This is a genomic window from Pseudoalteromonas sp. NZS71 (genome assembly GCF_015864715.1).
Lineage (GTDB): Bacteria > Pseudomonadota > Gammaproteobacteria > Enterobacterales > Alteromonadaceae > Pseudoalteromonas > Pseudoalteromonas arctica.
In genome coordinates, this window is sequence record NZ_JADYWS010000014.1 from 42768 (window position 1) to 65409 (window position 22642).

Below are 22642 nucleotides of genomic sequence, written 5' to 3' on the forward strand. Positions count from 1 at the left end.
GGATTATATTGATGTTTTATGATTTAGCTCGCCGTTTTATGTTTACCCGTGATGCGGAGTGGGCGCATGAGTTTGCACTTAATAATCTTCGTCGTTTTGCTAATACGCCTCTAAATATAGCTTGGTCACAAAGTGTTTCAGATAAACCCGTAAACTTTTTAGGTCTTGAATTTAAAAACCCAGTAGGGCTTGCCGCTGGCCTTGATAAAAATGCAGAATGTATTGATGCTTTTAGCCAAATGGGATTTGGTTTTATTGAAGTTGGAACGGTTACACCGCGTCCTCAAGTTGGTAATGATAAGCCACGTATTTTTAGACTTCCAGAGTCAAACGCAATTATTAACCGTATGGGCTTTAATAATAAAGGTGTTGATAATTTAGTCGAAAATGTAAAAGCAGCAAAGTACAGTGGCATACTCGGTATCAATATTGGTAAAAATAAAGATACACCTAATGAACAAGGTAAAGATGACTACATTCATTGTATGCGTAAAGTATTTGAGCATGCCTCATACATTACGGTAAATATTTCATCACCAAATACCCCAGGGCTTCGTGATTTACAATATGGTGCTGCACTTGATGATTTATTGCAAAGTCTTAAAAATGAACAGTTAGATTTAATTGCAAAGCATAATAAGCAAGTGCCTATGCTTGTAAAAATTGCACCGGATCTCGATCAAATACAAATAGAGCAAGTAAGTGAATCACTTTTAAATAATAAAATTGATGGTGTAATTGCCACAAACACAACGCTTGAGCGAGCCGCAGTTATGGGGCAGCAATATGCACAAGAGGCGGGCGGTTTATCAGGTCACCCTGTTAGAATGCGCTCTACAGAGGTAGTAAGTGAACTAAAACGCTTAACACAAGGTAAGCTACCAATCATCGGAGTCGGCGGTATTGATGATGCTACATCTGCAAAAGAAAAGTTAGATGCAGGCGCAAATTTAGTTCAGGTTTATACTGGGTTCATCTACAAAGGTCCACAATTGGTAAAGTCGATCGTTAACGGCTTATAAGGATCAGTTATCTAAGCTTTTGATCGTTAGCTAAATGTTCTAAGCAAACATTTTAAAAGTGGTCAAAAGCGGTTATACTCTGAGCAATAATTATTCAACATACCCAAGGAGGAGTAAATGTTACAAGCATCAAAGCAATGGCAGTGGATTACTTGTCCTGATAAAAATCGTTTGTTACTTGATTTAAATGACGACATGCAATTATGCACGCCTTATAAATTAAGACAGCTCACCGATTCTGTTTTTAAAAATCCACGTTTTAGTCTCGAAGATGCTGCATTTTACGAACAAGTTTATAATTATCTGGATGGATTTGAATTGTGGTCTGCGGCTCAAATTTGTCAAATATCATTAAATGCGACTGCTGTTAAGTATCACTTAAAACCCGTTTTAGCAAAAAGTTGGTTTTTTGAAGAATACACCGGAACAGAGCCAAGCGTAGAGGCAATAGTAAAATTAACATCTAAAGCGCAGTCAGGTGATTTTTTAATTGTAGAGCATTGTCCTGATGCATCTATTTGTTTGAATTTAAGTGAAACCTTTAAATTAGACGAAAACTTATCTTTAGCGCAATTTGAAGTAATCCGTATTTTGAATAATCGAGTACACCCCATCCTAAATCAGCAATATCAAAGTCAAACCGCCTAACCAAATTTAAGTCTTAAGCGTGTCTTTATGGCGTGTTTGTCGCCCAACCTATGTTATAATCCTGCGCAATTAGCTATTAAGGGTTATTACTTTGCAATTTATCGCACTTACTTCTATCGGAATCGAAAATTTATTGGTTGATGAACTAACAGAACTTGGCGCAACCGTGTCTAAGCAAACTGTTGGTTCTGTTCGTTTTGAGGCTGACTCATTACTTGCGCAAAAGGTTTGTTTATCAACTCGTTTTGCAACGCGTGTGCTTATGCTTATTGAAGAAAAAGAAGGCGTAGATGACAAAAATAGCCTGTATAATTTTGCGCGCTCGCAACCTTGGCAAGAATGGTTTGGACCTACGCAAACATTCGCTGTCGACTTCAACGGTACCAATGACTCATTAAAAAACACGCAATTTTCGGGTCTTGTAATCAAAGATGCGATTGTTGACTATTTTAATGATTTATATGAGCAACGTCCTAACGTTGATAAGCAAGATGCTAACGTGCGCGTAGTTGCACGATTAAATCGTTACGGCGTATCGATGTATATTGACTATTCAGGTCCTCGTTTGTCAGAACGTGGTTACCGCCAAGGCCAAGGTAAAGCGCCAATTAAAGAGCACTTAGCTGCTGCATTAATTAAGCGAAGTGGCTGGCTTGAAAATGTAAAACAGCCTTTATTCGATCCATGTTGTGGTGCGGGTACTATTTTGATAGAAGCTGCCGGTATGGCGCGAAACGAAGCGCCAGGACTATTCCGTGAAGGTTTTGCTTTTGAGCGTTTACCCAGTTTTAGAGCCGCTAAGTTTAAAGAGCTTAAAGAAGAGTTACTCGCTAATATTACTGATCCTAAATTATGGTTAATTGGCCACGATTACGATGAGCAAGTATTAAGTAAAGCAATTGATAATGCTAAACGTGCAGAGCTTGACGACGTGATTAAGTTTAAGCAAAGTGATGCAACTAAACTTACAGCTGTTGCAAAATTACCGGGTGTTGTAATTTCAAACTTACCTTATGGTGAGCGTATTGGCTCTATGGCTGAGCTTGTTGATTTACACCGTAATTTAGGCGTTGGCTTTAAAAAGCACTTCAATCACTGGAAACTTGCCTTATTGGGTATGGACGAGAGCTTATTTAAACTTTTAAAACTTGTGCGCCTTAAGCGTTATAAATTTAAAAATGGCCCGCTTGATGTAGAACTTAACTTATACCAATTAGATGATAAGCAAGTAAGTTTGACTACAGATGACAAAAAAGCACTCAATTTTGAAGGCTCAACGTCATTTGCAAATAGATTGAAAAAAAATAAGCAAGGCTTAAAAAACTGGCTTAAACAAAATAAAATAGATGCTTATCGCGTCTATGAAGCGGATATCCCTGAATACAATGTTGCTGTAGATATTTATGGCGACTCTGCTGTAATTTTTGAATATGCAGCGCCTAAAGAAATTGATGAAAAAACATCAGAAAAACGCCTGCAAGACGTAATAAGTTTAACGGCTCAACAGCTTGAGATTTCACCTGAAAACATTGCTGTAAAAGTACGTAAAAAGCAGAAGGGCGAAGATCAGTACACCGCTATGTCTAAACAAAACCGTACTATGGTTGTTGAAGAGTTTGGTGCTAAGTTCAAAGTTAATTTATTTGACTACTTAGACACAGGCTTGTTTTTAGACCATCGCTTAATGCGCCGTTATATTCAAGAAAATGCTAAAGATAAACGTTTCTTAAACCTTTTTGCATACACAGGTACAGCTTCTGTACATGCTGCTCTTGGTGGTGCTAAAGCCATTACTACAGTCGATTTATCAAAGACCTACTTAAAATGGGGCCAAGATAACTTTGATTTAAATGGTATTAGTAATACACGATACCGTTTTGAACAAGCAGATTGTTTAAAATGGTTAGAGCACGCAACGGCGCAATATGATTTGATATTTTTAGATCCTCCAACGTTTTCAAACTCAAAACGTATGAAAGACGCGTTTGATGTACAGAGCGATCACATTAAATTATTAACGTGGGTTAAGAAGATTTTAAGCCCATCAGGTACCTTAATTTTCTCTAATAACAAACGTGGCTTTGTGATAGATGAAGTTGGTCTGATTGGTTTAGGTTTAAAAGCCATTAATATTTCAGATAAAACGTTATCACCAGACTTTAAACGTAATAAAAAAATCCATAATAGCTGGTTAATCACACATGGCTAAATGGGTTTTATACCACACTGATGGTTGCCACTTGTGCGAGCAAGCTGAGCAACTTATCACTGAGGTACTTTGTGATACTAGCGAGTTATTACTAATCGATATTATGACTGATGAGCAGCTTATAGCTGAGTATCAAATTACTATTCCTGTATTAGAAAGTGAAAAAGGCGAGCAATTATTTTGGCCTTTTACTTTACACACTGTGCGCGAATTTTTAGCACAAGCAGAATAAGAGCAAATAAGAACTATGGATTTAATTAGAATTTTAAAAGCACAACTTGCTTTTGGTACACATGCTTTGCTTAACAAAGCAGATGCTGTTATAGAGAGTGGCGAAAGAGTGTGTGTTGTTGGTCGAAATGGCGCGGGTAAGTCAACTCTATTAAAAGTGCTTGATGGCGAAGTTGTATTAGATGATGGTGAAATAAATCAGCTAGGTGGCATTCGAATTTCTCGTTTAGAACAAGATCCACCAAAAGGCGCAAATGGCACAGTATTTGATTATGTTGCGCAAGGTATGCCTGAGATTGCAAACTTACTAATTGATTTTCATCATGTTAGTAACGAGCTTCAAACAGAGTGTAACGATAAGTTATTAAATAAACTTGAACGTTTATCAAATCAACTAGAAGCAGCTGATGGCTGGCGCTTTGATAGCCGCATTCAATTAGTTTTGACACAATTAGAACTAACCCCAGAAGCTAAACTTGAGTCTCTTTCTGGTGGTTGGTTACGTAAAGTGGCACTCGCACGTGCACTTGTAAGTGAGCCTGATTTATTATTACTAGATGAGCCAACAAACCATTTAGACATGGCAAGTGTAATGTGGCTTGAACAGTTTTTAAAAGAATTTAAAGGCGGTATTGTATTTATCTCGCATGACCGTGCGTTTATTCGTGCTGTTGCTACGCGTATTTTAGATTTAGACCGTGGTAAGCTTATTTCGTACCCAGGCGATTACGCTACTTATTTAGAACAAAAAGCGCATGATCTGAAAGTTGAAGAAGCTCAAAATGCTTTGTTTGATAAACGCTTAGCTGAAGAAGAAACGTGGATTCGACAAGGTGTTAAAGCACGTAGAACGCGTAACGAAGGTAGAGTTCGTGAGTTAAAGCAGCTTCGTACCGAGCGTAAACAACGTGTTGACCAAGTTGGTAAAACTGATTTCAATATTGAAACAGCAGACCGCTCTGGCAAGTTAGTATTTGAAGCTCAACATCTTTGTCATGCATTTAAAGACAAAGTTATTGCTGATGATTTTTCTACACTTGTAATGCGCGGTGATAGAATCGGCTTAGTAGGCCCAAATGGTATTGGTAAAACAACACTATTAAAGCTAATGTTTGGTGATTTAGAACCCGATAGCGGTATAACTAAGCAAGGTGTTAATTTAGAATTTGCTTACTTTGACCAATATCGTGAAAAGCTTGATGAAGAAGCAACAGTTCAAGATAACGTCGCCGAAGGTAAACAAGAAGTGATGATGGGCGGCCGCTCACGTCATGTTTTAGGTTATTTGCAAGACTTTTTATTCCCGCCAGCACGTGCTCGAACCCCTGTTAAAGCACTCTCTGGTGGTGAAAAAAACAGATTACTATTAGCTAAATTATTTTTGAAACCGTCTAATATACTTGTTCTCGATGAGCCAACAAATGACTTAGACATTGAAACTTTAGAGTTACTAGAGGACATCATTAATCAATACCAAGGTACAGTGCTGATCGTAAGCCATGACCGTGAATTTATTGATAATACATGTTCAAGTGTATGGGCGTTTGAAGGTAACGGTAAAGTTACAGATATTGTAGGTGGCTATAGCGACTATGAGGCTTACGTTAACTATTTAGCTGAACAAGAAAAAAAAACGCAGCAGCAACCAGTAAAAAAAGTTGAAAAAGTAGTCGCTCCAGTTGCTAAACCTGCAGCTAAAACAAATAAACTCTCTTACAAATTAAAACTTGAATTAGAGCAACTACCGAATAAAATGGAAAAACTAGAAGCTGAAATTGAAGCTCAACAAGCTGTAGTTAGTGACTCAGACTTTTTTAAACAAGAGAGTGATGTAACAACTAAAGCATTGAACCATTTGGCACAACTTGAGTCTGACCTTGAAGCTGCGCTTGAGCGCTGGGAAGAACTTGAAGAATTACAGAATCAGTAGTAAGGACTAAAATGAAATATAAATTACTCGCTGCCAGTATTTTAGCGACATTAAGCACTTCAGCAACAAGTGCTACGTACCAGTTAAGTGAATTAGGGACTCTTGAAGACGCTAAATATTCTTATGTAACAGATGTAAGCGAAAGCGGGCATATTATTGGTTTCGCAAATGGTTTATACAATTTACCTATTGATATCAGCTATATAGATTTTACTGAAAATATTATTGAAAATAGCTACGATAATACAGAGGCTGCATTTGATTTAAGTGATAAAGAGATTACCTTTACACTTGATGACATTGAAAATAATGATGCAGTACTTACTAATTCTGATGCACATACTTTCATGGTTAGTTTTTTATCTTCAATTTCTACAAATTTTGAATATCAAAAATTAAGCTCATTAGTTGGCATAAAGTACAATGACACACAAGTAACAGAGCAACCGTTATTTGATGTTGCATCTGTTGATTATGATGGCTTAACGCGTTCAACTATTAACCTTTTTAATGCTGTAAGTGAAGATGGCGTTACTGTTGGTTGGGGCGGTGCTCCTTACGATAAAGTATCTTTTACACCTGATGGTGAAGATGATGCAGAAACGTGGTTCACACATGAGTTTATAGAACGTGGGATTGTAATAAGTGCTGATGGCAGTATAAGTGTTGAGTTAGAGCCTGAGTTTAATGAATACGGTGGCACAAGCCGCGCTAACGATATTGTTAAAACAAATAGTGGTTACACTGTTGTAGGTAATATCTCTACAAGTATTCCTGATGACAGACAAGATAATATTGATGATAACTGTGATAATGAAGACGAACCAACGTCAGTGTGTATCAATTTATTAAATTCTAATATTTCACGAGGCTTATTTAATAAGCGTGCTGTTAAATGGGAACTTGATGAATCGTTAAATATTATTTCTGTTGAAGAGCTTGGTATGGCACTTACACCTGATGAAGGTGAAACGGAAGATGACGCATTTACGAGTACTGCTCTAGCAGTGAACAACAACGGTACAATTGTAGGTTCATCAAATACGCGTTATTACAAAAATGATGATACGATTCTTACAATGCCAGTCTATTTTAAAGACGGTGCAGTCACTGACTTTATTAATCAAGAAGATGACTGGCAGGCTGGTAAATCAATCGCTATTAATGATAATGATGTAATTACAGGTTATGCGACAAAGCGTATTGAAGGTACACTTCGCAATAAATTCTTCTATCATGACATCGAAACAGGTAATACAGTTTTTCCAACTGATTATTTTTCAAGCTCAAGTTCTTATGGCAACGATATAAATAATCAAGGTTATATTGTAGGCGAAGGGGAAGTGGGTGTATCTGATAGCTCACGACTTAAAGAAGCCTTTATTTACAAAATTGGTGAAGATAAAATCACTAATCTAAACGATTTACTGCCTTGTTATGACACTGATGGCGAAACTGATTACGCTTATTCTATGGTTGAAGCCACAGCTATCAATGAAAATAATGAAATATTTGGTACTGCGACTAAGACAGTTGAAAAACTTGATTCTTTAGGCGGTGTTGTAACTGATATCAATGGTGAAATTGAATATGAAAGTATTGCAGTTGCAGTTAAGTTAACGCCAATTGCAAATGGTGAAGTAGAAAACTGTGCTCCAGTAGAAGCAGAAGTCTATGAGCGTAACTCTGCTAGCTTTCCTTGGTATACATTATTGCTATTACCATTAGTTGGCTTAAGACGTATATTTCGCTTTTAAAGTTTACTAATATTGATTATAAAAAAACCAACTTAATAAAGTTGGTTTTTTTTCGTCTATAATATTTTATAAGATTAGGATTGCCATGAATCTTATAGTTATTATTTAGCTTTAACGCTACTAATTATTTCGCGATAACCATGCCTTTTTAACAGAGCGGCGCCAAATAATATCAATACCAAAATAGCCGATAATTGATGCAATAGAAGCACATACTAACGAACCTAGTAAAAATGCAGGACCAATAGTTTCTATGCTCTCTAGAAACCAAGACCAACTAGCTTCGAATACAAAGTGTTGCTCAGGCTGATTAAGTATTAATGTACCCACTAAGTATGAGCCATAAAAAATAGGTGGCATAGTTAGAGGGTTTGTAAGCCATACTAATGCTACTGAGATAGGTAAATTAACTCTAAATAATATAGCGCCGGCTGCTGCTAAAACCATTTGAAAAGGAACAGGGATGAAAGCAAAAAATAACCCGACTGCAAATGCACCTCGAGCAGAACGTCTATTTAAATGCCAAAGATTTGCATCTTGTAAAAGGCGTCCAAATATTCTTAGTGATTTATGATGTCTAATTTTATTTGGATCAGGTAAAAATCTTTGGATCGTTTTTTTAGCCATTTAAAGCAACCATTTACATCAGTGTGGATAAGTCTTGGGTTTGTAATTGGCTGTATAGCAACCGTATTTTATTATCAAACTCTCGAATTTACAGTATTCACAATTTTCATTGTTATAGTGAGCGCTTATTTTAAGCCGTTTTTAAATGTATTGTTAGGCTTTATTTGTGCAATTTGCTTCGTTGGTCTGCATTTTTACGTTTTTTATAGTTTTGAAATACCAAAACCGGATGAAAAGTATGCACTTGATTCTACATTAATTGTTGAAGAGGTTATTTCTGACAAAAAACCTCAATATATTAAAGTTAAAATAGTGGCATTAGAAGGGAGTTATTTTTCAGGTTTTAGAGCACCCAAAGCAATGCTCAGTATTAATTCAGTGCAGCCTTTAATAGTAGGTGATGAATTTTCTGCTTTAATTCATTTAAAACATTTTCGTAGTAATAAAAATTTTAATGTATTTGATAATGAACGTTATGCTTTTATAAGTAGAATATTATTTAAAGGTAAAGTGCTTAATAAAAATCTTAAGATTATAAATAGCGACAAACAAAGCATAATTTTAGATTATCAACACTTCGTTAAAAACACTTATACGGATACACAATTACAGTGGCTCTATTATGCATTGCTGAGCGGTGAAAAATCGTTGATGAGCTACGCTGATAAACAATTAATGCAATCTCTTGGGTTAAGTCATTTACTTGCTATATCGGGGTTACATATTGGTTTGATTTTTAGCTTCGGTTATCTTGTTACTCGATTCATTTTTGCAAAAATTAATTTTTCGATTGGGCAATCATTCAATCTGACACTTTATTACAGTTCATCCGGGTTTTTAGCAGCCTTAGCTTATGTGTATTTAAGTGACTTTTTAGTATCTGCAACGCGAGCGCTTATCATGCTGGGTTGTTATTTATTATTGTATTTTCTTGCTAAGCAACCTCTGCGCTGGCGGAGCATTTTATTTGCTTTAGTTATTGTTCTTATTGTTAATCCATTTAATTTACTCAATCCAGGTCTCTACTTTTCATTTTTAGCGGTTGCTATAATTTTTACTGTTATTAATAAATTACCAATATTAAACACTCGCATTAAAAATAAAGTTATTTCACTGTTTATTATTCAAATAGCGTTATTTGTTGGTTTATTGCCACTTTCACTCTATTTTTTCAATGGGGTAAGTATTGCAGGTTTGATAATAAACTTGATTGCTATACCGCTGCTTTCAATCATTATCTTACCTTTTTTAATTGTTTTTACATTACTGAGTATCTTTTTAGATATAAGTATTTTAATAAATTTGTTCGATACTGGTTTATACGCATTATTTCAATTACTTTATGAAATACCAGAATCGTTAAGATGGATAACGACTGGGAAAGTTGACTCAATATTTGTCGTTTTTAGTTATATCATTATGTTGATGATTTATTTTCTTCCTTATAAATGGCTCGCTTTTATTCCAGCAATAACGCTTTTATTAAATTATTGGTTAATAGAAAAGTCTAAGTGGCAACTACATGTATTTGATGTAGGGCATGGACTTATGGCATTAATTGAAAAAGATAATCAAGTGCTTATTTATGATTTTGGCCCCAGTTATTTCAATCGCTTTAGCCGTACGCGAAGTATTTTACTGCCTTATATTAAAGCAAATAATTTAACAGTGAAAACGGCGATTCTAAGTCATGAAGATAATGATCACGCTGGAGGATTACAACATTTCATAGATGCTGGCTTTGGTGAAACATTACAACAATTTCATCCTAAAAATACACATAATGTATGTGAAGTCATAAATATTGATTTTGCTGGATTAAAAGTACAAAGCTTTAGTACAAAAGGGTTTGGAAATGAAAATGATGATTCATGCGTTGTTAGGGTATCAGATAATACCTATAGCGTGTTACTTACCGGTGATATATCAAATGCGCGTGAAGCATCGCTATTAGCGGATAATAAATCATTGAAAAGTACAGTAATGTTAAGCCCGCATCATGGCAGCGATACATCCTCAAGTGTTAATTTTATTAATAACGTTGCCCCTAAAGTAGTTATTCATTCAAGTGCCTATAAAGGGCAGTGGGAATTCCCAAAGCCTCTTGTCGTCGAACGGTATAACCAAATAAATGCTCAGCAATTTACGACAGGCGTTGAAGGACAAATTAGTATTAAATTTTATGCAAAGAATTTGGCTATAGAAACAGCAAGAGGGCAGGAAAGTTACTGGTTTATCAAAGATTGACGTTTAGTTTTATCTCATCGAAGGATACAATACAGGTTGTTACTGTATTTAGAGAGTGTTATGGATCAAAGTACTACACAAATTTATAAACGACTTGTCTCGTATGTTGGCACCTACAAAAGCGTCGCATTTGTCGCAATTATTGGGATGATAGGCTATTCAGCAATGGATGCTTTATTTATTCAATTAATGAAGCCGTTTATTGATCAAGGTTTGAACCAGCGTAATACAGAAGTTTTAAAGTACGCTCCTTTTGTCGTTATCGCGTTAGTTCTAGGGCGTGGTGTTTTTAACTTTATGTCTTCTTACTGCTTAAGTTATGTAGGCTCCCAAGTTGTACGCTCATTACGCCAAGAGTTATTTGAGCACATATTGCACTTACCGGTCTCTTTTCATGACAAAAACTCAACGGGCGATTTAATTTCAAAAATCACATTTGATACAGAACAAGTTCAACAAGCAATTACCAAAGCCTTATTAATCGTCGTACGCGAAGGGGCATTTGTTGTATTTTTACTTGCAGTTATGTTTTATACCAGCTGGAAATTATCACTGATATTTTTAGTGATCATCCCACTTGTTGCTATTATTGTCGCTGTCGTTTCTAAACGTTTTCGCCACATTTCTAAAAATATTCAATCGGCCATGGGGCAAGTTACCCGTAGCTCGGAACAAATGCTGAGCGGACATAAAGTTATTCATGGGTTTGGTGGTCAAGATCAAGAGATTAATCACTTCTCAAAAATCAACAATCATAATCGCCAACAGCGTATTAAAATGGATGCAACAAAAGCGCTTAGTGTGTCTATAATTCAAATTTTAGCGGCAAGTGCCATGGCAGTTATTTTGTGGGCAGTGTCGTTACCGTCAATGATTGATACGATTACATCTGGTGACTTCATGGCATTAATTGCTTCAATGATGATGTTACTGCGTCCACTAAAACAACTTGCCAATGTGAACAGTGATATGCAACGTGGTATCTCTGCAGCTCAAAGTATATTTTTAGTTTTAGACGAAGAAATGGAAAAAGATACAGGCACTGTTTCGGTTGATAAAGTTAAAGGTTTAATCGAAGTTAAGAACGTAACCTTTAAGTACCCAACGAAAGATGAAGCCGTATTAAACGATTTATCTTTAACAATTAAGGCGGGTGAAAGTATTGCTTTAGTTGGGCGCTCAGGCTCAGGTAAGTCAACAATTTCTAACTTGTTACCACGCTATTATGATTTAGAGCTACCGAGTGAAATATTACTTGATGGCATAGCACTGCAAGACTATAAATTAACTGATCTACGTCGCCAATTTGCTTTAGTGTCTCAGCAAGTCGTGTTATTTAACGATACGATTGCCAACAACATTTGTTATGGCATAAAGCACGATGTGTCTGTTGAAGAGTTAGAACAAGTTGCCAAACAAGCACACGTGTGGGAATTTGTTAAAGACCTGCCAGAGCAATTAAACACCATGGTAGGTGAAAATGGCGTAATGCTCTCAGGTGGCCAACGCCAGCGAATAGCGATAGCGCGTGCAATATTAAAAGATGCACCTATTTTGATTTTAGATGAGGCAACGTCAGCACTTGATACAGAATCTGAAAAGCTTATTCAGCAAGCGTTAGAAACGCTAATGAAAGATAAAACCTCTATTGTTATAGCTCATCGCTTATCTACTATTGAAAACAGTGACCGAATTTATGTTATTGATAACGGTCGAGTGATAGAAAGTGGCGATCATAGTAGCTTATTAGCAAATGACGGTACGTATTCAGCACTTTGCAAAATGCAGTTTGGTGATCAGGCGTGAGCAATATAGAGCAAAGCTGGTATAAACCATTTGGTCTAATTACTTTATTGTTATTACCATTAAGTGCTTTGTTTTGGTTTGTATCGTTATTTCGAAAGCTCTTGTATAGCGCTAAAATACTTAAACCTTTTGAGTGTAAAACGCCTGTTATTGTAGTCGGCAATATAAGTGTAGGCGGTAATGGTAAAACACCTTTTGTTTTGTGGTTGTATAAGCATTTGACCGAGCAAGGTTTATCAGTGGGTATTATTAGTAGAGGTTATGGTGGGCAATCAGATAATTACCCGCTGTTAGTCACTTCAGTTGTTGACGCCCAACAGGCTGGCGATGAGCCTGTGCTTTTATACCATCGTTTAAAGTGCCCAATAGCAGTTGGCCCTAATAGACAACACAATATCGATTTATTAGAAAAAAATTATACGCTAGATGTCATTATTTCTGATGATGGGATGCAGCATTATAAAATGCCTCGTAGCATTGAGTGTTGTATTGTTGATAGTGAACGCCGTTTTGGCAATGGCTTTGTTATGCCAGCAGGGCCACTTCGTGAAACGACTAACCGCTTACAAAGTGTTGATATAGTAATTGAAAATGGCGGTGAGGCTCATAATAGCTACATGCTGCAAGTAAGTAACCTTCGCTTAGTTGATTCAAGTGATGATGAAAAAAACAACGTAAGCGAGGCACATGCAATAAGTGCAATTGGAAATCCTAAACGGTTTGAAAACTCATTAGAAGCACAAGGTATTAAGTTATTATCGACTCATCACTTTAGAGATCATTATGCTTATACAGCAGATGATTTTATTCAGTTTGGTGATGATTGCATTATAATGACCGAAAAAGACGCGGTTAAATGTAAGTCTTTTGCAAAATCTAATTGGTATTATTTACCTGTAGATGCAGAGCCTTCCGATAGCGTAATAAACACATTAAATTTATTATTAAAAGAAAAAGGAATACTCAATGGCCTTTGATTCAAAACTACTCGAGATTATTGCGTGCCCAGTTTGTAAGGGTAAATTACGCTTTGATAGAGAAAACAACGAACTAATTAGTACGGCAGCTAAGCTTGCTTACCCCGTTCAAGACGATATTCCGGTATTGCTTGAAAACGAAGCACGTGAGTTATCTTTAGAAGAGGTTGAAAAGTGGAATTCGTAGTTGTAATTCCAGCTCGCTTTGCATCAACCCGACTACCGGGTAAACCGCTTGCTGATATTTGCGGTAAGCCAATGGTTCAACATGTTTACGAAAAAGCATGTTTATCAGGTGCAAGTAAAGTGGTTATAGCTACCGATCATCAAAAAGTGTTTGATGCAGTAAGTTTATTTACTAGTGATGTTGTAATGACTCGCGAAGATCACCAATCGGGTACTGAGCGTTTAGCCGAAGTGGTTGATTTACTTGATCTCGACAGTAATACAATTGTGGTGAATGTACAAGGCGATGAGCCATTACTTGCGCCAGAAAATGTATCCCAAGTTGCTGCACTATTAAGTGATTCAACAGCACCAATGGCAACGTTAAGTGTTGCTATTGAAGAGCGTGATGAAGTATTTAATCCTAATGCCGTTAAAGTGGTTAGCGATATAAATAAAAATGCGCTGTATTTTTCTCGTGCAAGTATTCCGTTTGATAGAAGCACAATGATGAATGACAGCAGTGCTCTTAATTTAGCGCCATTTCAGCGCCATGTAGGTATTTATGCGTACAGAGCGGGTTTTATTAAACAATATATAGAATTGAGCGTATCGCCACTTGAGTTACTTGAATCGCTTGAACAATTGCGTGTGTTGTATCATGGTTATAAAATCAAAATAGAGCAAGCTCAAATAGCACCCCATGCTGGAGTTGATACGGCAGATGACTTAGCGAAGGTGATAGCGCATATTAAAAGTATAAGCGCGTGAGTGAACAAGTAAGTAAAATATTAAAAATTATTTTTACACATAACGATTTTTATATTTTAGAAAAACCTGCGGGTCTTAATTTTCATTCAGAAGATGGCCCCGGCTTTGTTGTGTTAGCCGAACAACAATTATCGCAAAAGCTTTATGCCGTTCATCGTTTAGATAAAGTGACATCAGGGCTTATTATTTTAGCTAGAAACAAAGCCGCTGCAGCTAATTTTACTGCGCTTTTTACTGAGCATGCGATTAATAAATTCTATTTAGCGATTAGTGATGCTAAACCAAAAAAGAAGCAAGGTTGGATTAAAGGCGATATGGCTAAATCTCGCCGTGGCTCGTTTAAGTTACTAACGAGTAAGCTTAACCCTGCAATCACCCGATTTTATTCGCTAAGCTATAAGCCTGGGTTTAGAGGGTATATTTTAAAACCATACTCAGGGAAGACGCATCAATTAAGAGTAGCACTAAAAAGTGTTGGCTCACCTATTTTAGGTGATGCAATGTATTCAGGTACGTCTTCAAATCGTACATATTTACATGCATATGCCTTGAGTTTTGTATGGCATGGTGAACAAATACAGTTTACTTTACTACCTGACTGCGGTGATGAGTATTTAGCGTTAATTAAACATCAAGATTTTCAAGCATGGCAGTCGCCATGGCAACTGGATTGGTAAATGAGCGAAAAAGTTACAGATATACGTTTTGGCGGAATTAAGCGTTTATATGGTCATCAACAATTTGATTGGCTTCAAGAAGCACACTTTTGTGTAGTAGGTATTGGTGGTGTAGGAAGCTGGGCGGCTGAAGCACTTGCACGTACTGGTGTTGGTAAAATAACATTGATTGATTTGGATGATATTTGCGCCACTAACGTAAATAGGCAGATTCATGCATTAACGGGTACTATTGGTCAAGCTAAAGTAGAGGCAATGAAAGCGCGCTGTGAGCTTATTAATCCAGAGTGCCAAATTAATGTGATAGATGATTTTATTACACTTGAAAATATCCAAGAGCATATTCAAGATTTTGATTATGTGATTGATTGTATTGATGCAGTTAAAGAAAAGGCAGCATTAATAGCACATTGCAAACGTAATAAACTCCCTATAATTACAACCGGTGGTGCTGGCGGGCAAACAGATCCTAGTCAAATAACCTTTGGTGATGTAGCTAAAACTACACAAGACCCATTACTTGCAAAAGTACGTTATATCTTGCGTAAGCAGTATAATTTTAGTAATAATCCTAAACGTAAGTTTAATATTGATTGTGTCTACTCAACAGAACAACTGGTTTACCCAGGAAGCGATGGCAGTGTATGTCATGCAAAGCAAAGTGCTGATGGCTCGATGAATATGGATTGTAATAATGGTTTTGGATCTGTGACTATGATCACAGGAAGCTTCGGCTTTTTTGTTGCGGCAAAAGCGGTGCGTAAATATCTAGATAAAAAACAACGCTCACAAGCTTAGTTTTCGTTAACTAAGCTTTTGTTGTGCCATGGTTTGTATTTCATCAACCATAGCTTTAATACCATTACCACGTGATGCGCTTAAGTGGCTTATAAGGCCGAGTTTTTCAAATTCTTCATACGCATTTTTATTCACTACTTGCTCTGGTGTGAGGCCATTGTAAAGCGCTAAAATAATGGCTAATAATCCTTTTACTATACGTGTATCCGAGTCACCAATTACAACAAGTGTATTTTCTGTTAAATCAAATTCAACAAACATCCATACTTTGCTTTCACAGCCAGGTACAAGTGCATCATCGGTTTTCAAAACATCAGCTAAAACAGGTAAAGTTTTTCCTAAAAGCATTATCTCACGATATTTTTGCTGCCAAGCGGGTGCATTTTTTATAGATTCAGTGACTTTGTTAAACGTATTTGTCATGAGTTATCCTAATTAATTCTATTAAAGTGACGTTTAGTCCAGTAAAGCGATACACTTTTTGAGTGAATCAATGAATATATCTACATCTTCATAGGTATTATAAAAACAAAAGCTCGCTCTTAGCGTTCCATTAAGCCCTAAATGTGTCATTAATGGCTGTGTACAATGGTGTCCACTCCTCACTGCAACCCCGTACCCGTCAAGTAAAGTTGCCAAATCATAAGGATGTTCATCATTTAAATTGAAACAGAGTGTACCAATATTGTCATATAGGTTGCTATATATTGTAATACCATCGATCTTTACCAATTCTTGAGCTGCATAGCTAAACAATTTTTGCTCATACTGCTGAATTTTTGCGTGATCTAACTCATTTAAATAGTCTAATGCGGCACCGAAACCTAAAACTCCAGAGATATTTGGTGTTCCAGTTTCAAATTTTGCAGGCGCAGGACGATAAGTACTGTGAGTTAAGTACACTTTATCGATCATTTCCCCACCTGATTGGTAAATATCAAGGGTATTTAATTGCTCATATCGACCATAAAGCACACCTAATCCTGTTGGGCCGAGCATTTTATGGCTTGAGCAGACATAAAAGTCACAGTCTAATTCACGTAAATCGGGTTTTAAATGCAGTGCACCTTGTGCTCCATCGACTAATACAAGAGAATTGACGCTTTTTGCAGCTCTAATTAGTGGTTTTAAATCGGTAATATTACCCAGTGTGTTAGATGCTTGTGTAATAGCTAATAGGGCAGGCTTAGTTTTTTTTATATATTCACAGCATTCTTTGGTGTTCAGCGTGCCATTTTTATTAAGTGGAAGTGCTATTAATTTAGCACCCGTTTGTTGACTTACTATTTGCCAAGGCACTATGTTTGCATGATGCTCAAGCGGAGATATCATGATGGTATGACTTTCATTAAAGCGTTTTTTTAATCCGTTAGCGACCAAATTAATGGCTTCTGTAGCGCCTTTAGTCCATACAATCTCTTTACTATACACATTAAAATACTGTGCAGTTTTATCCCGTACTTGTTCGTATGAATAAGTGGCTTGCTCGCTAAGTGTATGGCGTCCACGGTGTACATTAGCGTTTTGAAACGTATAGAATTCAGTAATTGTATCTATAACTGATTGAGGCTTTTGTGAAGTTGCTGCTGAGTCTAAATAAACAAGCGGGCAGCCGTTTATTGTTTGATTTAATGTTGGGAAGTCGTTTCTAATTTTATTTATATCAAACTTTAAATCAAGCATGGCTCATCTACATAGTGTTTTAAGGCAGGAATTGTAATCGGTTTATGATAATTCTCAAGTGTTGTTAATAAAAAAGGCCGCAAAATGCGGCCTTTTTAAACTAACCAGCGTAATTAACGCTTGTCAGTTGATACGTAGTCACGTTGAGTGTAACCAGTATAAAGTTGACGAGGACGGCTGATCTTATGACCAGGCTGAGATAGCATCTCATCCCAGTGAGTGATCCAACCAACAGTACGTGCCATTGCAAAGATTACAGTGAACATGCTTGTTGGAATACCAATCGCTTTTAAGATAATACCAGAGTAGAAATCTACATTAGGGTATAGTTTTTTCTCTACAAAGTACGGGTCTTCAAGCGCTATTTGCTCAAGCTTCATAGCAATATCAAGAAGTGGATCTTGGATATTCAGCTCAGCTAAAACTTCGTGACACGTTTGACGCATTACTGTAGCGCGTGGGTCAAAGTTTTTGTAAACACGGTGTCCAAAGCCCATAAGGCGGAACGGGTCAGCTTTATCTTTAGCTTTAGCTACGTATTCATCAATACGGTCAACAGAGCCAATCTCTTCTAACATGTTTAAACATGCTTCATTAGCGCCGCCGTGAGCAGGTCCCCATAAAGATGCAATACCAGCTGCAATACATGCATACGGGTTAGCACCAGATGAACCAGCAAGACGAACTGTTGAAGTTGATGCATTTTGTTCATGATCTGCATGAAGCATAAAGATTTTATCCATTGCTTTTGCAGTTACAGGATTAACTTTGTATTCTTCAGCAGGTACAGAGAACATCATGTGTAAGAAGTTTTCTGCGTAGCTTAAATCGTTACGTGGGTATACAAACGGTTGGCCGATATTTGTTTTGTAAGCCATTGCCGCGATTGTTGGTAACTTAGCGACAAGCTTAACTGCGCTTGTTTTACGTTGTTCAGCATCAGTAATATCAAGGTCTTCATGATAGAAAGATGATAATGCACCCACTACACCACAAAGCATTGCCATTGGGTGAGCGTCGAAGCGGAAACCTTGGAAAAAGTTAGCAATCTTCTCATCAAGCATAGTGCTTGTAGTGATTTCATTCTTAAAAACTTCATATTGTTCTTTAGAAGGTAACTCACCATTTAAAAGTAAGTAACAAAGTTCAATGTAATTTGAGTCTTCAGCTAATTGCTCAATTGGGTAACCACGGTGAAGTAGTACACCTTTACCACCATCAATATAGGTGATTGCAGATTCACAAGAACCAGTCGACATGAAACCTGGGTCATAAGTAAAGTGACCGTGTGAACCTAACGTACGTACGTCGATTACATCTTGGCCAGCAGTGCCTTGATAAATTGGAAGTTCGATTGGATCTAGTCCATCAATTTGGACTGTGGCTTTTTTATCTGCCATCGTTATGTATCTCCTATTAAGATATCTATTCTGATTTTTAGATTTTAAAGTTCTGAAATCTGTTTTAAGCACATCTTTTCATTTTAACGTGAAAGAGGGGGTTAAAGTCAATTTTTATAAACATTATGCATATATGTATAATAAATATTCGGTATTAATTAAATATAATACTATTGGCTAATTCGCAAACATCTCTAAATAAACAAGAATTGTAAAAAGCCCTGTGGGTATATATACTAACGGTGGTTTTAAACCGTATTGTATTTGGGTAAACATATTCTTAACAGCTTAAAATTTACAGCTTTGTGAACTTTAATTGTTTTGGTACGTTTATTTTGATAGTTCCATCAGTAATATTTGGTGGGTTTTTAGAAAAACAAGTAGATGAGCTCCACTGTGAGCAAAGATGGGCAAGTAACTGTGAAAAAGCAAAGACCTGTAAATCTAGATCTAACAACTATATCTATGCCGGCAACGGCTAAAGCTTCAATTTTTCACCGCGTCACCGGTGTTGCATTATTTTTTGCTTTAACGTTTGTCATTTGGGCTTGGTCTGAGTCTCTCTCTTCAGCTGAAAGTTTTGAATTCGTCAAGGGTCTGTTTAACGGATTCATTGCCAAATTTATAGCTTGGGGCACTGTTTCTGTATTAGGTTATCACCTTATTGGTGGTATCCGTCATATGATTATGGATATGGGACATTGGGAAGAACTTGAATCAGGTAACCTCAGCGCTAAAGTTTCAATGGCTCTTGGTGTTGTGTTTGCCGTATTGGCAGGGGTGTGGATATGGTTTTAAATCAAGCAACTCTAAAACGTGATGGTGTACAAGATTTCGTATCTTTACGTACCACGGCATTAATAATCAGCGCTTACGCGATTTTTATTATAGGCTATTTTTTAGCGACGCCAGAAGTCACTTTCGAAGCCTGGACAGGCCTCTTCTCTAACCTAGCAATGAAAGGGTTTACGTTAATTACCCTTGTTTGCATTATGGTTCATACCCGCATTGGCCTTTGGCAAGTTCTTACAGACTATGTTAAGTGCGCAAAGCTTCGTGCAGTTTTAGGTTTTGTATTAAACCTAATGGCCGTTGCTTACGTAGCTATTGGTCTAATCGTATTATGGGGTGTTTAAGTGAAATATTCTGTTCGTGAATTTGACGCCGTAGTAATTGGTGCAGGTGGTGCAGGTATGCGCGCTGCTTTAGCAATTACAGAATCTGGCAAAACGTGTGCATTAATATCTAAAGTATTTCCAACGCGCTCACACACTGTATCTGCTCAAGGCGGTATTACGGTTGCGCTTGGTAATTCACACGAAGATAACTGGGAATGGCATATGTACGATACCGTTAAAGGTTCCGATTTCATCGGTGACCAAGACGCTATCGAATACATGTGTCAAACTGGCCCAGAAGCTATTACTGAATTAGAAAACATGGGTTTACCATTTTCTCGTTTTGAAAATGGCCGTGTTTACCAACGTCCTTTCGGTGGTCAATCGAAAAACTTTGGTGGTGAACAAGCCGCACGTACTGCAGCAGCTGCTGACCGTACGGGCCATGCTTTATTACACCTTCTTTATCAACAAAACGTTAAAAACAAAACAAATGTATTCTCTGAATGGTATGCACTTGATTTAGTTAAAAACGATAATGGTGATGTAGTAGGGTGTACTGCAATTGAGATTGAGACAGGTGAAGTTACCTTTTTCAAATCTAAAGCTGTTGTATTAGCTACTGGTGGTGCAGGTCGTATATTCGCATCAACCACTAATGCTCACATTAACACTGGTGACGGTGTTGGTATGGCAACACGTGCTGGTATTTCTATGCAAGACATGGAAATGTGGCAGTTCCACCCAACGGGTATCGCAGGTGCTGGTACGCTAGTAACTGAAGGTTGTCGTGGTGAAGGCGGTTATCTTTTAAATAAAGATGGCGAGCGCTTCATGGAACGTTACGCTCCAAACGCAAAAGACTTAGCGTCTCGCGACGTTGTTGCACGTTCAATGATGACTGAAATCCGTGAAGGTCGTGGCTGTGATGGTCCTTGGGGTCCACATCTTAAGTTAAAACTTGACCACTTAGGTGAAGAAACACTTAACTTACGTCTTCCTGGCGTATGTGACCTTGCTAAAACATTTGCTCACGTTGACCCTGCAAAAGAGCCGATTCCAGTAATTCCAACTTGTCATTATATGATGGGTGGTGTTCCTACTAATGTAAATGGACAAGCGCTACAAATCGATGCTCAAGGCAACGAAACAGTAGTTCAAGGTTTATTTGCAGTAGGTGAGATTGCCTGTGTATCTGTACATGGTGCAAACCGCTTAGGTGGTAACTCATTACTAGATTTAGTTGTGTTTGGTCGTGCTGCGGGTAACTTCTTAGGTAAGTACCTGAATGACGTTGAAATATCTAAAGCTGCTTCAGAATCAGATTTAGAAGCGTCTCTTGCACGTTACAATCGTTGGGAAAATTCAACGGCTGGCCAAGGTGAAGATCCAGTTCAAATCAAAAAAGACCTACAACAATGTATGCAGCTTAACTTCTCGGTATTCCGTGAAGGTGACTCAATGGCATCTGGTCTTCAAGAACTTAAAGAAATTCGCGAACGTCTGCAACATGCTCGTCTTGATGATAAATCATCAGACTTCAACACGCAGCGCATCGAATGTCTTGAACTAGACAACTTAATGGAAACAGCTTACTCAACTGCAGTAGCTGCAAACTTCCGTACAGAAAGCCGTGGTGCACATTCTCGCTTTGACTTCCCAGATCGTGATGACGAAAACTGGTTATGTCACTCAGTATTCAATCCTGTAACGGATGAAATGAGCAAGCGTGATGTAAACTATGCGCCTAAAACGCGTGAAGCTTTCCCACCTAAAGCACGTGTTTACTAGGAGATAGACGATGGCACAAGTACAATTTTCAGTTTATCGTTATAATCCAGATGTTGACAACGCTCCTCGTATGCAAGAATACACCTTGCAAACAGAGGAAGGTCACGACATGATGGTGTTGGATGCACTTATTCTTCTAAAAGAACAAGATCCTACATTATCTTTCCGTCGTTCATGCCGTGAAGGTGTGTGTGGATCTGATGGTGTTAACATGAATGGTAAAAATGGTTTAGCATGTATTACTCCTTTATCTACGCTACAAAAAAATGGCAAAGGTAAAATAGTAGTACGTCCACTACCAGGTTTACCTGTGGTTCGTGACCTTGTTATTGACATGAGTCAGTTCTACACTCAGTACGAAAAAGTTAAACCTTATTTAATTAATGATCAGCCTGCAGCAGGCGAACGTCTTCAAACTATTGAAGAACGTGATAAATTAGACGGGTTATATGAGTGTATTTTGTGTGCATGTTGTTCAACATCGTGTCCTTCGTTCTGGTGGAATCCAGACAAGTTCATTGGTCCAGCAGGCCTTCTTCATGCTTACCGTTTCTTGGCTGATAGCCGAGATACAGCAACTGAAGAACGTTTAGCGGATTTAGACGATGCGTTCAGTGTGTTCCGTTGTCACAGTATCATGAACTGTGTTAGCGTTTGTCCTAAGGGTCTTAATCCGACCAAAGCAATTGGACAAATCAAATCTATGTTACTAAACCGAGCGGTTTGATAGCTTAGTAAAGGTAAGATGGCTAATATTAAAATTATATTAGCCATCTTGTTATAAT

21 protein-coding genes are annotated in these 22642 nt (G+C 37.4%); 17 read left to right on the top strand and 4 right to left on the bottom strand.

From position 1 onward, the window contains the following. The first annotated feature begins 11 nt into the window (after positions 1 to 11). The 6 genes from pyrD to I6E85_RS10840 all read left to right on the top strand — a co-directional run bounded on the left by pyrD (position 12) and on the right by I6E85_RS10840 (position 7797). A complete protein-coding gene (gene pyrD, locus I6E85_RS10815) occupies positions 12 to 1022 on the top strand; it encodes a quinone-dependent dihydroorotate dehydrogenase (RefSeq protein ID WP_010552659.1) in 1011 nt (336 codons plus the stop codon). A gap of 117 nt (positions 1023 to 1139) precedes the next feature. Continuing rightward, entirely contained in the window at positions 1140 to 1670 is a 531-nt protein-coding gene (locus I6E85_RS10820) for a cell division protein ZapC (RefSeq protein ID WP_007586900.1), read from the top strand. A 91-nt stretch (positions 1671 to 1761) separates the two neighbouring features. After that, on the top strand, positions 1762 to 3879 hold the full coding sequence (gene rlmKL / locus I6E85_RS10825) for a bifunctional 23S rRNA (guanine(2069)-N(7))-methyltransferase RlmK/23S rRNA (guanine(2445)-N(2))-methyltransferase RlmL (RefSeq protein WP_007586899.1): 2118 nt from the start codon (positions 1762 to 1764) through the stop codon (positions 3877 to 3879). After that, positions 3872 to 4111 carry a glutaredoxin family protein gene (locus tag I6E85_RS10830; RefSeq protein ID WP_197236953.1) on the top strand — a complete coding sequence of 80 codons (240 nt, stop codon included), beginning with the start codon at positions 3872 to 3874 and terminating at the stop codon, positions 4109 to 4111. The genes rlmKL and I6E85_RS10830 overlap by 8 nt, the downstream gene beginning before the upstream one ends. Before the next feature lie 15 nt (positions 4112 to 4126). Beyond that, positions 4127 to 6040 (top strand): ABC transporter ATP-binding protein, encoded by a 1914-nt coding sequence (locus I6E85_RS10835; protein WP_197236954.1) that lies wholly within the window; start codon positions 4127 to 4129, stop codon positions 6038 to 6040. Positions 6041 to 6051: 11 nt separating this feature from the next. Next, the gene (locus tag I6E85_RS10840; protein ID WP_024589193.1) at positions 6052 to 7797 is read left to right on the top strand and encodes a DUF3466 family protein; all 1746 of its coding nucleotides are present in this window, start codon (positions 6052 to 6054) and stop codon (positions 7795 to 7797) included. A 120-nt stretch (positions 7798 to 7917) separates the two neighbouring features. Here I6E85_RS10840 and I6E85_RS10845 read toward each other — a convergent pair whose 3' ends face one another. Continuing rightward, positions 7918 to 8424 (bottom strand): DUF2062 domain-containing protein, encoded by a 507-nt coding sequence (locus I6E85_RS10845; RefSeq protein ID WP_007586895.1) that lies wholly within the window; start codon positions 8422 to 8424, stop codon positions 7918 to 7920. Here I6E85_RS10845 and I6E85_RS10850 point away from each other — a divergent pair. Genes I6E85_RS10850 through tcdA form a run of 7 tightly spaced genes read left to right on the top strand, consistent with a single transcriptional unit; the run spans position 8404 to position 15865 of the window. Next, positions 8404 to 10671, top strand: coding sequence for a DNA internalization-related competence protein ComEC/Rec2 (locus I6E85_RS10850; RefSeq protein WP_197236955.1), 2268 nt, complete (start codon positions 8404 to 8406; stop codon positions 10669 to 10671). The genes I6E85_RS10845 and I6E85_RS10850 overlap by 21 nt on opposite strands. Before the next feature lie 60 nt (positions 10672 to 10731). Beyond that, complete coding sequence (msbA, locus tag I6E85_RS10855) at positions 10732 to 12477, top strand: lipid A export permease/ATP-binding protein MsbA (RefSeq protein WP_197236956.1); 1746 nt, start codon at positions 10732 to 10734, stop codon at positions 12475 to 12477. Then, positions 12474 to 13454 (top strand): tetraacyldisaccharide 4'-kinase, encoded by a 981-nt coding sequence (gene lpxK / locus I6E85_RS10860; RefSeq protein ID WP_197236957.1) that lies wholly within the window; start codon positions 12474 to 12476, stop codon positions 13452 to 13454. The genes msbA and lpxK overlap by 4 nt, the downstream gene beginning before the upstream one ends. Beyond that, positions 13444 to 13641, top strand: coding sequence for a Trm112 family protein (locus I6E85_RS10865; protein ID WP_024599582.1), 198 nt, complete (start codon positions 13444 to 13446; stop codon positions 13639 to 13641). The genes lpxK and I6E85_RS10865 overlap by 11 nt, the downstream gene beginning before the upstream one ends. Then, positions 13629 to 14390, top strand: a complete 762-nt coding sequence (gene kdsB, locus I6E85_RS10870) for a 3-deoxy-manno-octulosonate cytidylyltransferase (protein WP_197236958.1) — start codon at positions 13629 to 13631, stop codon at positions 14388 to 14390. Before I6E85_RS10865 ends, kdsB begins: the two co-directional genes overlap by 13 nt. Next, entirely contained in the window at positions 14387 to 15067 is a 681-nt protein-coding gene (locus I6E85_RS10875) for a TIGR01621 family pseudouridine synthase (RefSeq protein ID WP_024599580.1), read from the top strand. Before kdsB ends, I6E85_RS10875 begins: the two co-directional genes overlap by 4 nt. Next, positions 15068 to 15865 carry a tRNA cyclic N6-threonylcarbamoyladenosine(37) synthase TcdA gene (gene tcdA / locus I6E85_RS10880; protein WP_024599579.1) on the top strand — a complete coding sequence of 266 codons (798 nt, stop codon included), beginning with the start codon at positions 15068 to 15070 and terminating at the stop codon, positions 15863 to 15865. It begins immediately after the preceding gene. A 6-nt stretch (positions 15866 to 15871) separates the two neighbouring features. Here the strand turns inward: tcdA and I6E85_RS10885 are convergent, their stop codons facing one another. From I6E85_RS10885 to I6E85_RS10895, 3 genes are all read right to left on the bottom strand, one after another. Next, positions 15872 to 16288, bottom strand: coding sequence for a SufE family protein (locus I6E85_RS10885; protein ID WP_197236959.1), 417 nt, complete (start codon positions 16286 to 16288; stop codon positions 15872 to 15874). Between the two features lie 33 nt (positions 16289 to 16321). Continuing rightward, a complete protein-coding gene (locus I6E85_RS10890; RefSeq protein ID WP_197236960.1) occupies positions 16322 to 17548 on the bottom strand; it encodes a SufS family cysteine desulfurase in 1227 nt (408 codons plus the stop codon). A 113-nt stretch (positions 17549 to 17661) separates the two neighbouring features. After that, positions 17662 to 18948, bottom strand: a complete 1287-nt coding sequence (locus tag I6E85_RS10895) for a citrate synthase (RefSeq protein ID WP_007586875.1) — start codon at positions 18946 to 18948, stop codon at positions 17662 to 17664. Between the two features lie 420 nt (positions 18949 to 19368). On the opposite strand from I6E85_RS10895, the gene sdhC reads away from it, so the two are divergent. The 4 genes from sdhC to I6E85_RS10915 are packed head-to-tail and all read left to right on the top strand — an operon-like array spanning position 19369 to position 22584. Next, positions 19369 to 19746 carry a succinate dehydrogenase, cytochrome b556 subunit gene (gene sdhC / locus I6E85_RS10900; RefSeq protein WP_076914908.1) on the top strand — a complete coding sequence of 126 codons (378 nt, stop codon included), beginning with the start codon at positions 19369 to 19371 and terminating at the stop codon, positions 19744 to 19746. Then, positions 19737 to 20084 carry a succinate dehydrogenase, hydrophobic membrane anchor protein gene (gene sdhD, locus I6E85_RS10905; RefSeq protein WP_007586873.1) on the top strand — a complete coding sequence of 116 codons (348 nt, stop codon included), beginning with the start codon at positions 19737 to 19739 and terminating at the stop codon, positions 20082 to 20084. The genes sdhC and sdhD overlap by 10 nt, the downstream gene beginning before the upstream one ends. Next, positions 20085 to 21857, top strand: a complete 1773-nt coding sequence (gene sdhA / locus I6E85_RS10910) for a succinate dehydrogenase flavoprotein subunit (RefSeq protein ID WP_197236961.1) — start codon at positions 20085 to 20087, stop codon at positions 21855 to 21857. It begins immediately after the preceding gene. 10 nt (positions 21858 to 21867) lie between these two features. After that, positions 21868 to 22584 carry a succinate dehydrogenase iron-sulfur subunit gene (locus I6E85_RS10915; RefSeq protein WP_007375751.1) on the top strand — a complete coding sequence of 239 codons (717 nt, stop codon included), beginning with the start codon at positions 21868 to 21870 and terminating at the stop codon, positions 22582 to 22584. Positions 22585 to 22642 lie beyond the last annotated feature (58 nt).

Excerpts from the sequence above, each read along its gene's own strand:
- pyrD (WP_010552659.1), top strand. The coding sequence starts at position 12 with ATGTTTTATGATTTAGCTCGCCGTTTTATGTTTACCCGTGATGCGGAG.
- I6E85_RS10820 (WP_007586900.1), top strand. The coding sequence starts at position 1,140 with ATGTTACAAGCATCAAAGCAATGGCAGTGGATTACTTGTCCTGATAAA.
- I6E85_RS10830 (WP_197236953.1), top strand. The coding sequence starts at position 3,872 with ATGGCTAAATGGGTTTTATACCACACTGATGGTTGCCACTTGTGCGAG.
- I6E85_RS10835 (WP_197236954.1), top strand. The coding sequence starts at position 4,127 with ATGGATTTAATTAGAATTTTAAAAGCACAACTTGCTTTTGGTACACAT.
- I6E85_RS10840 (WP_024589193.1), top strand. The coding sequence starts at position 6,052 with ATGAAATATAAATTACTCGCTGCCAGTATTTTAGCGACATTAAGCACT.
- I6E85_RS10845 (WP_007586895.1), bottom strand. The coding sequence starts at position 8,424 with ATGGCTAAAAAAACGATCCAAAGATTTTTACCTGATCCAAATAAAATT.
- msbA (WP_197236956.1), top strand. The coding sequence starts at position 10,732 with ATGGATCAAAGTACTACACAAATTTATAAACGACTTGTCTCGTATGTT.
- I6E85_RS10865 (WP_024599582.1), top strand. The coding sequence starts at position 13,444 with ATGGCCTTTGATTCAAAACTACTCGAGATTATTGCGTGCCCAGTTTGT.
- tcdA (WP_024599579.1), top strand. The coding sequence starts at position 15,068 with ATGAGCGAAAAAGTTACAGATATACGTTTTGGCGGAATTAAGCGTTTA.
- I6E85_RS10885 (WP_197236959.1), bottom strand. The coding sequence starts at position 16,288 with ATGACAAATACGTTTAACAAAGTCACTGAATCTATAAAAAATGCACCC.
- I6E85_RS10890 (WP_197236960.1), bottom strand. The coding sequence starts at position 17,548 with ATGCTTGATTTAAAGTTTGATATAAATAAAATTAGAAACGACTTCCCA.
- I6E85_RS10895 (WP_007586875.1), bottom strand. The coding sequence starts at position 18,948 with ATGGCAGATAAAAAAGCCACAGTCCAAATTGATGGACTAGATCCAATC.
- sdhD (WP_007586873.1), top strand. The coding sequence starts at position 19,737 with ATGGTTTTAAATCAAGCAACTCTAAAACGTGATGGTGTACAAGATTTC.
- I6E85_RS10915 (WP_007375751.1), top strand. The coding sequence starts at position 21,868 with ATGGCACAAGTACAATTTTCAGTTTATCGTTATAATCCAGATGTTGAC.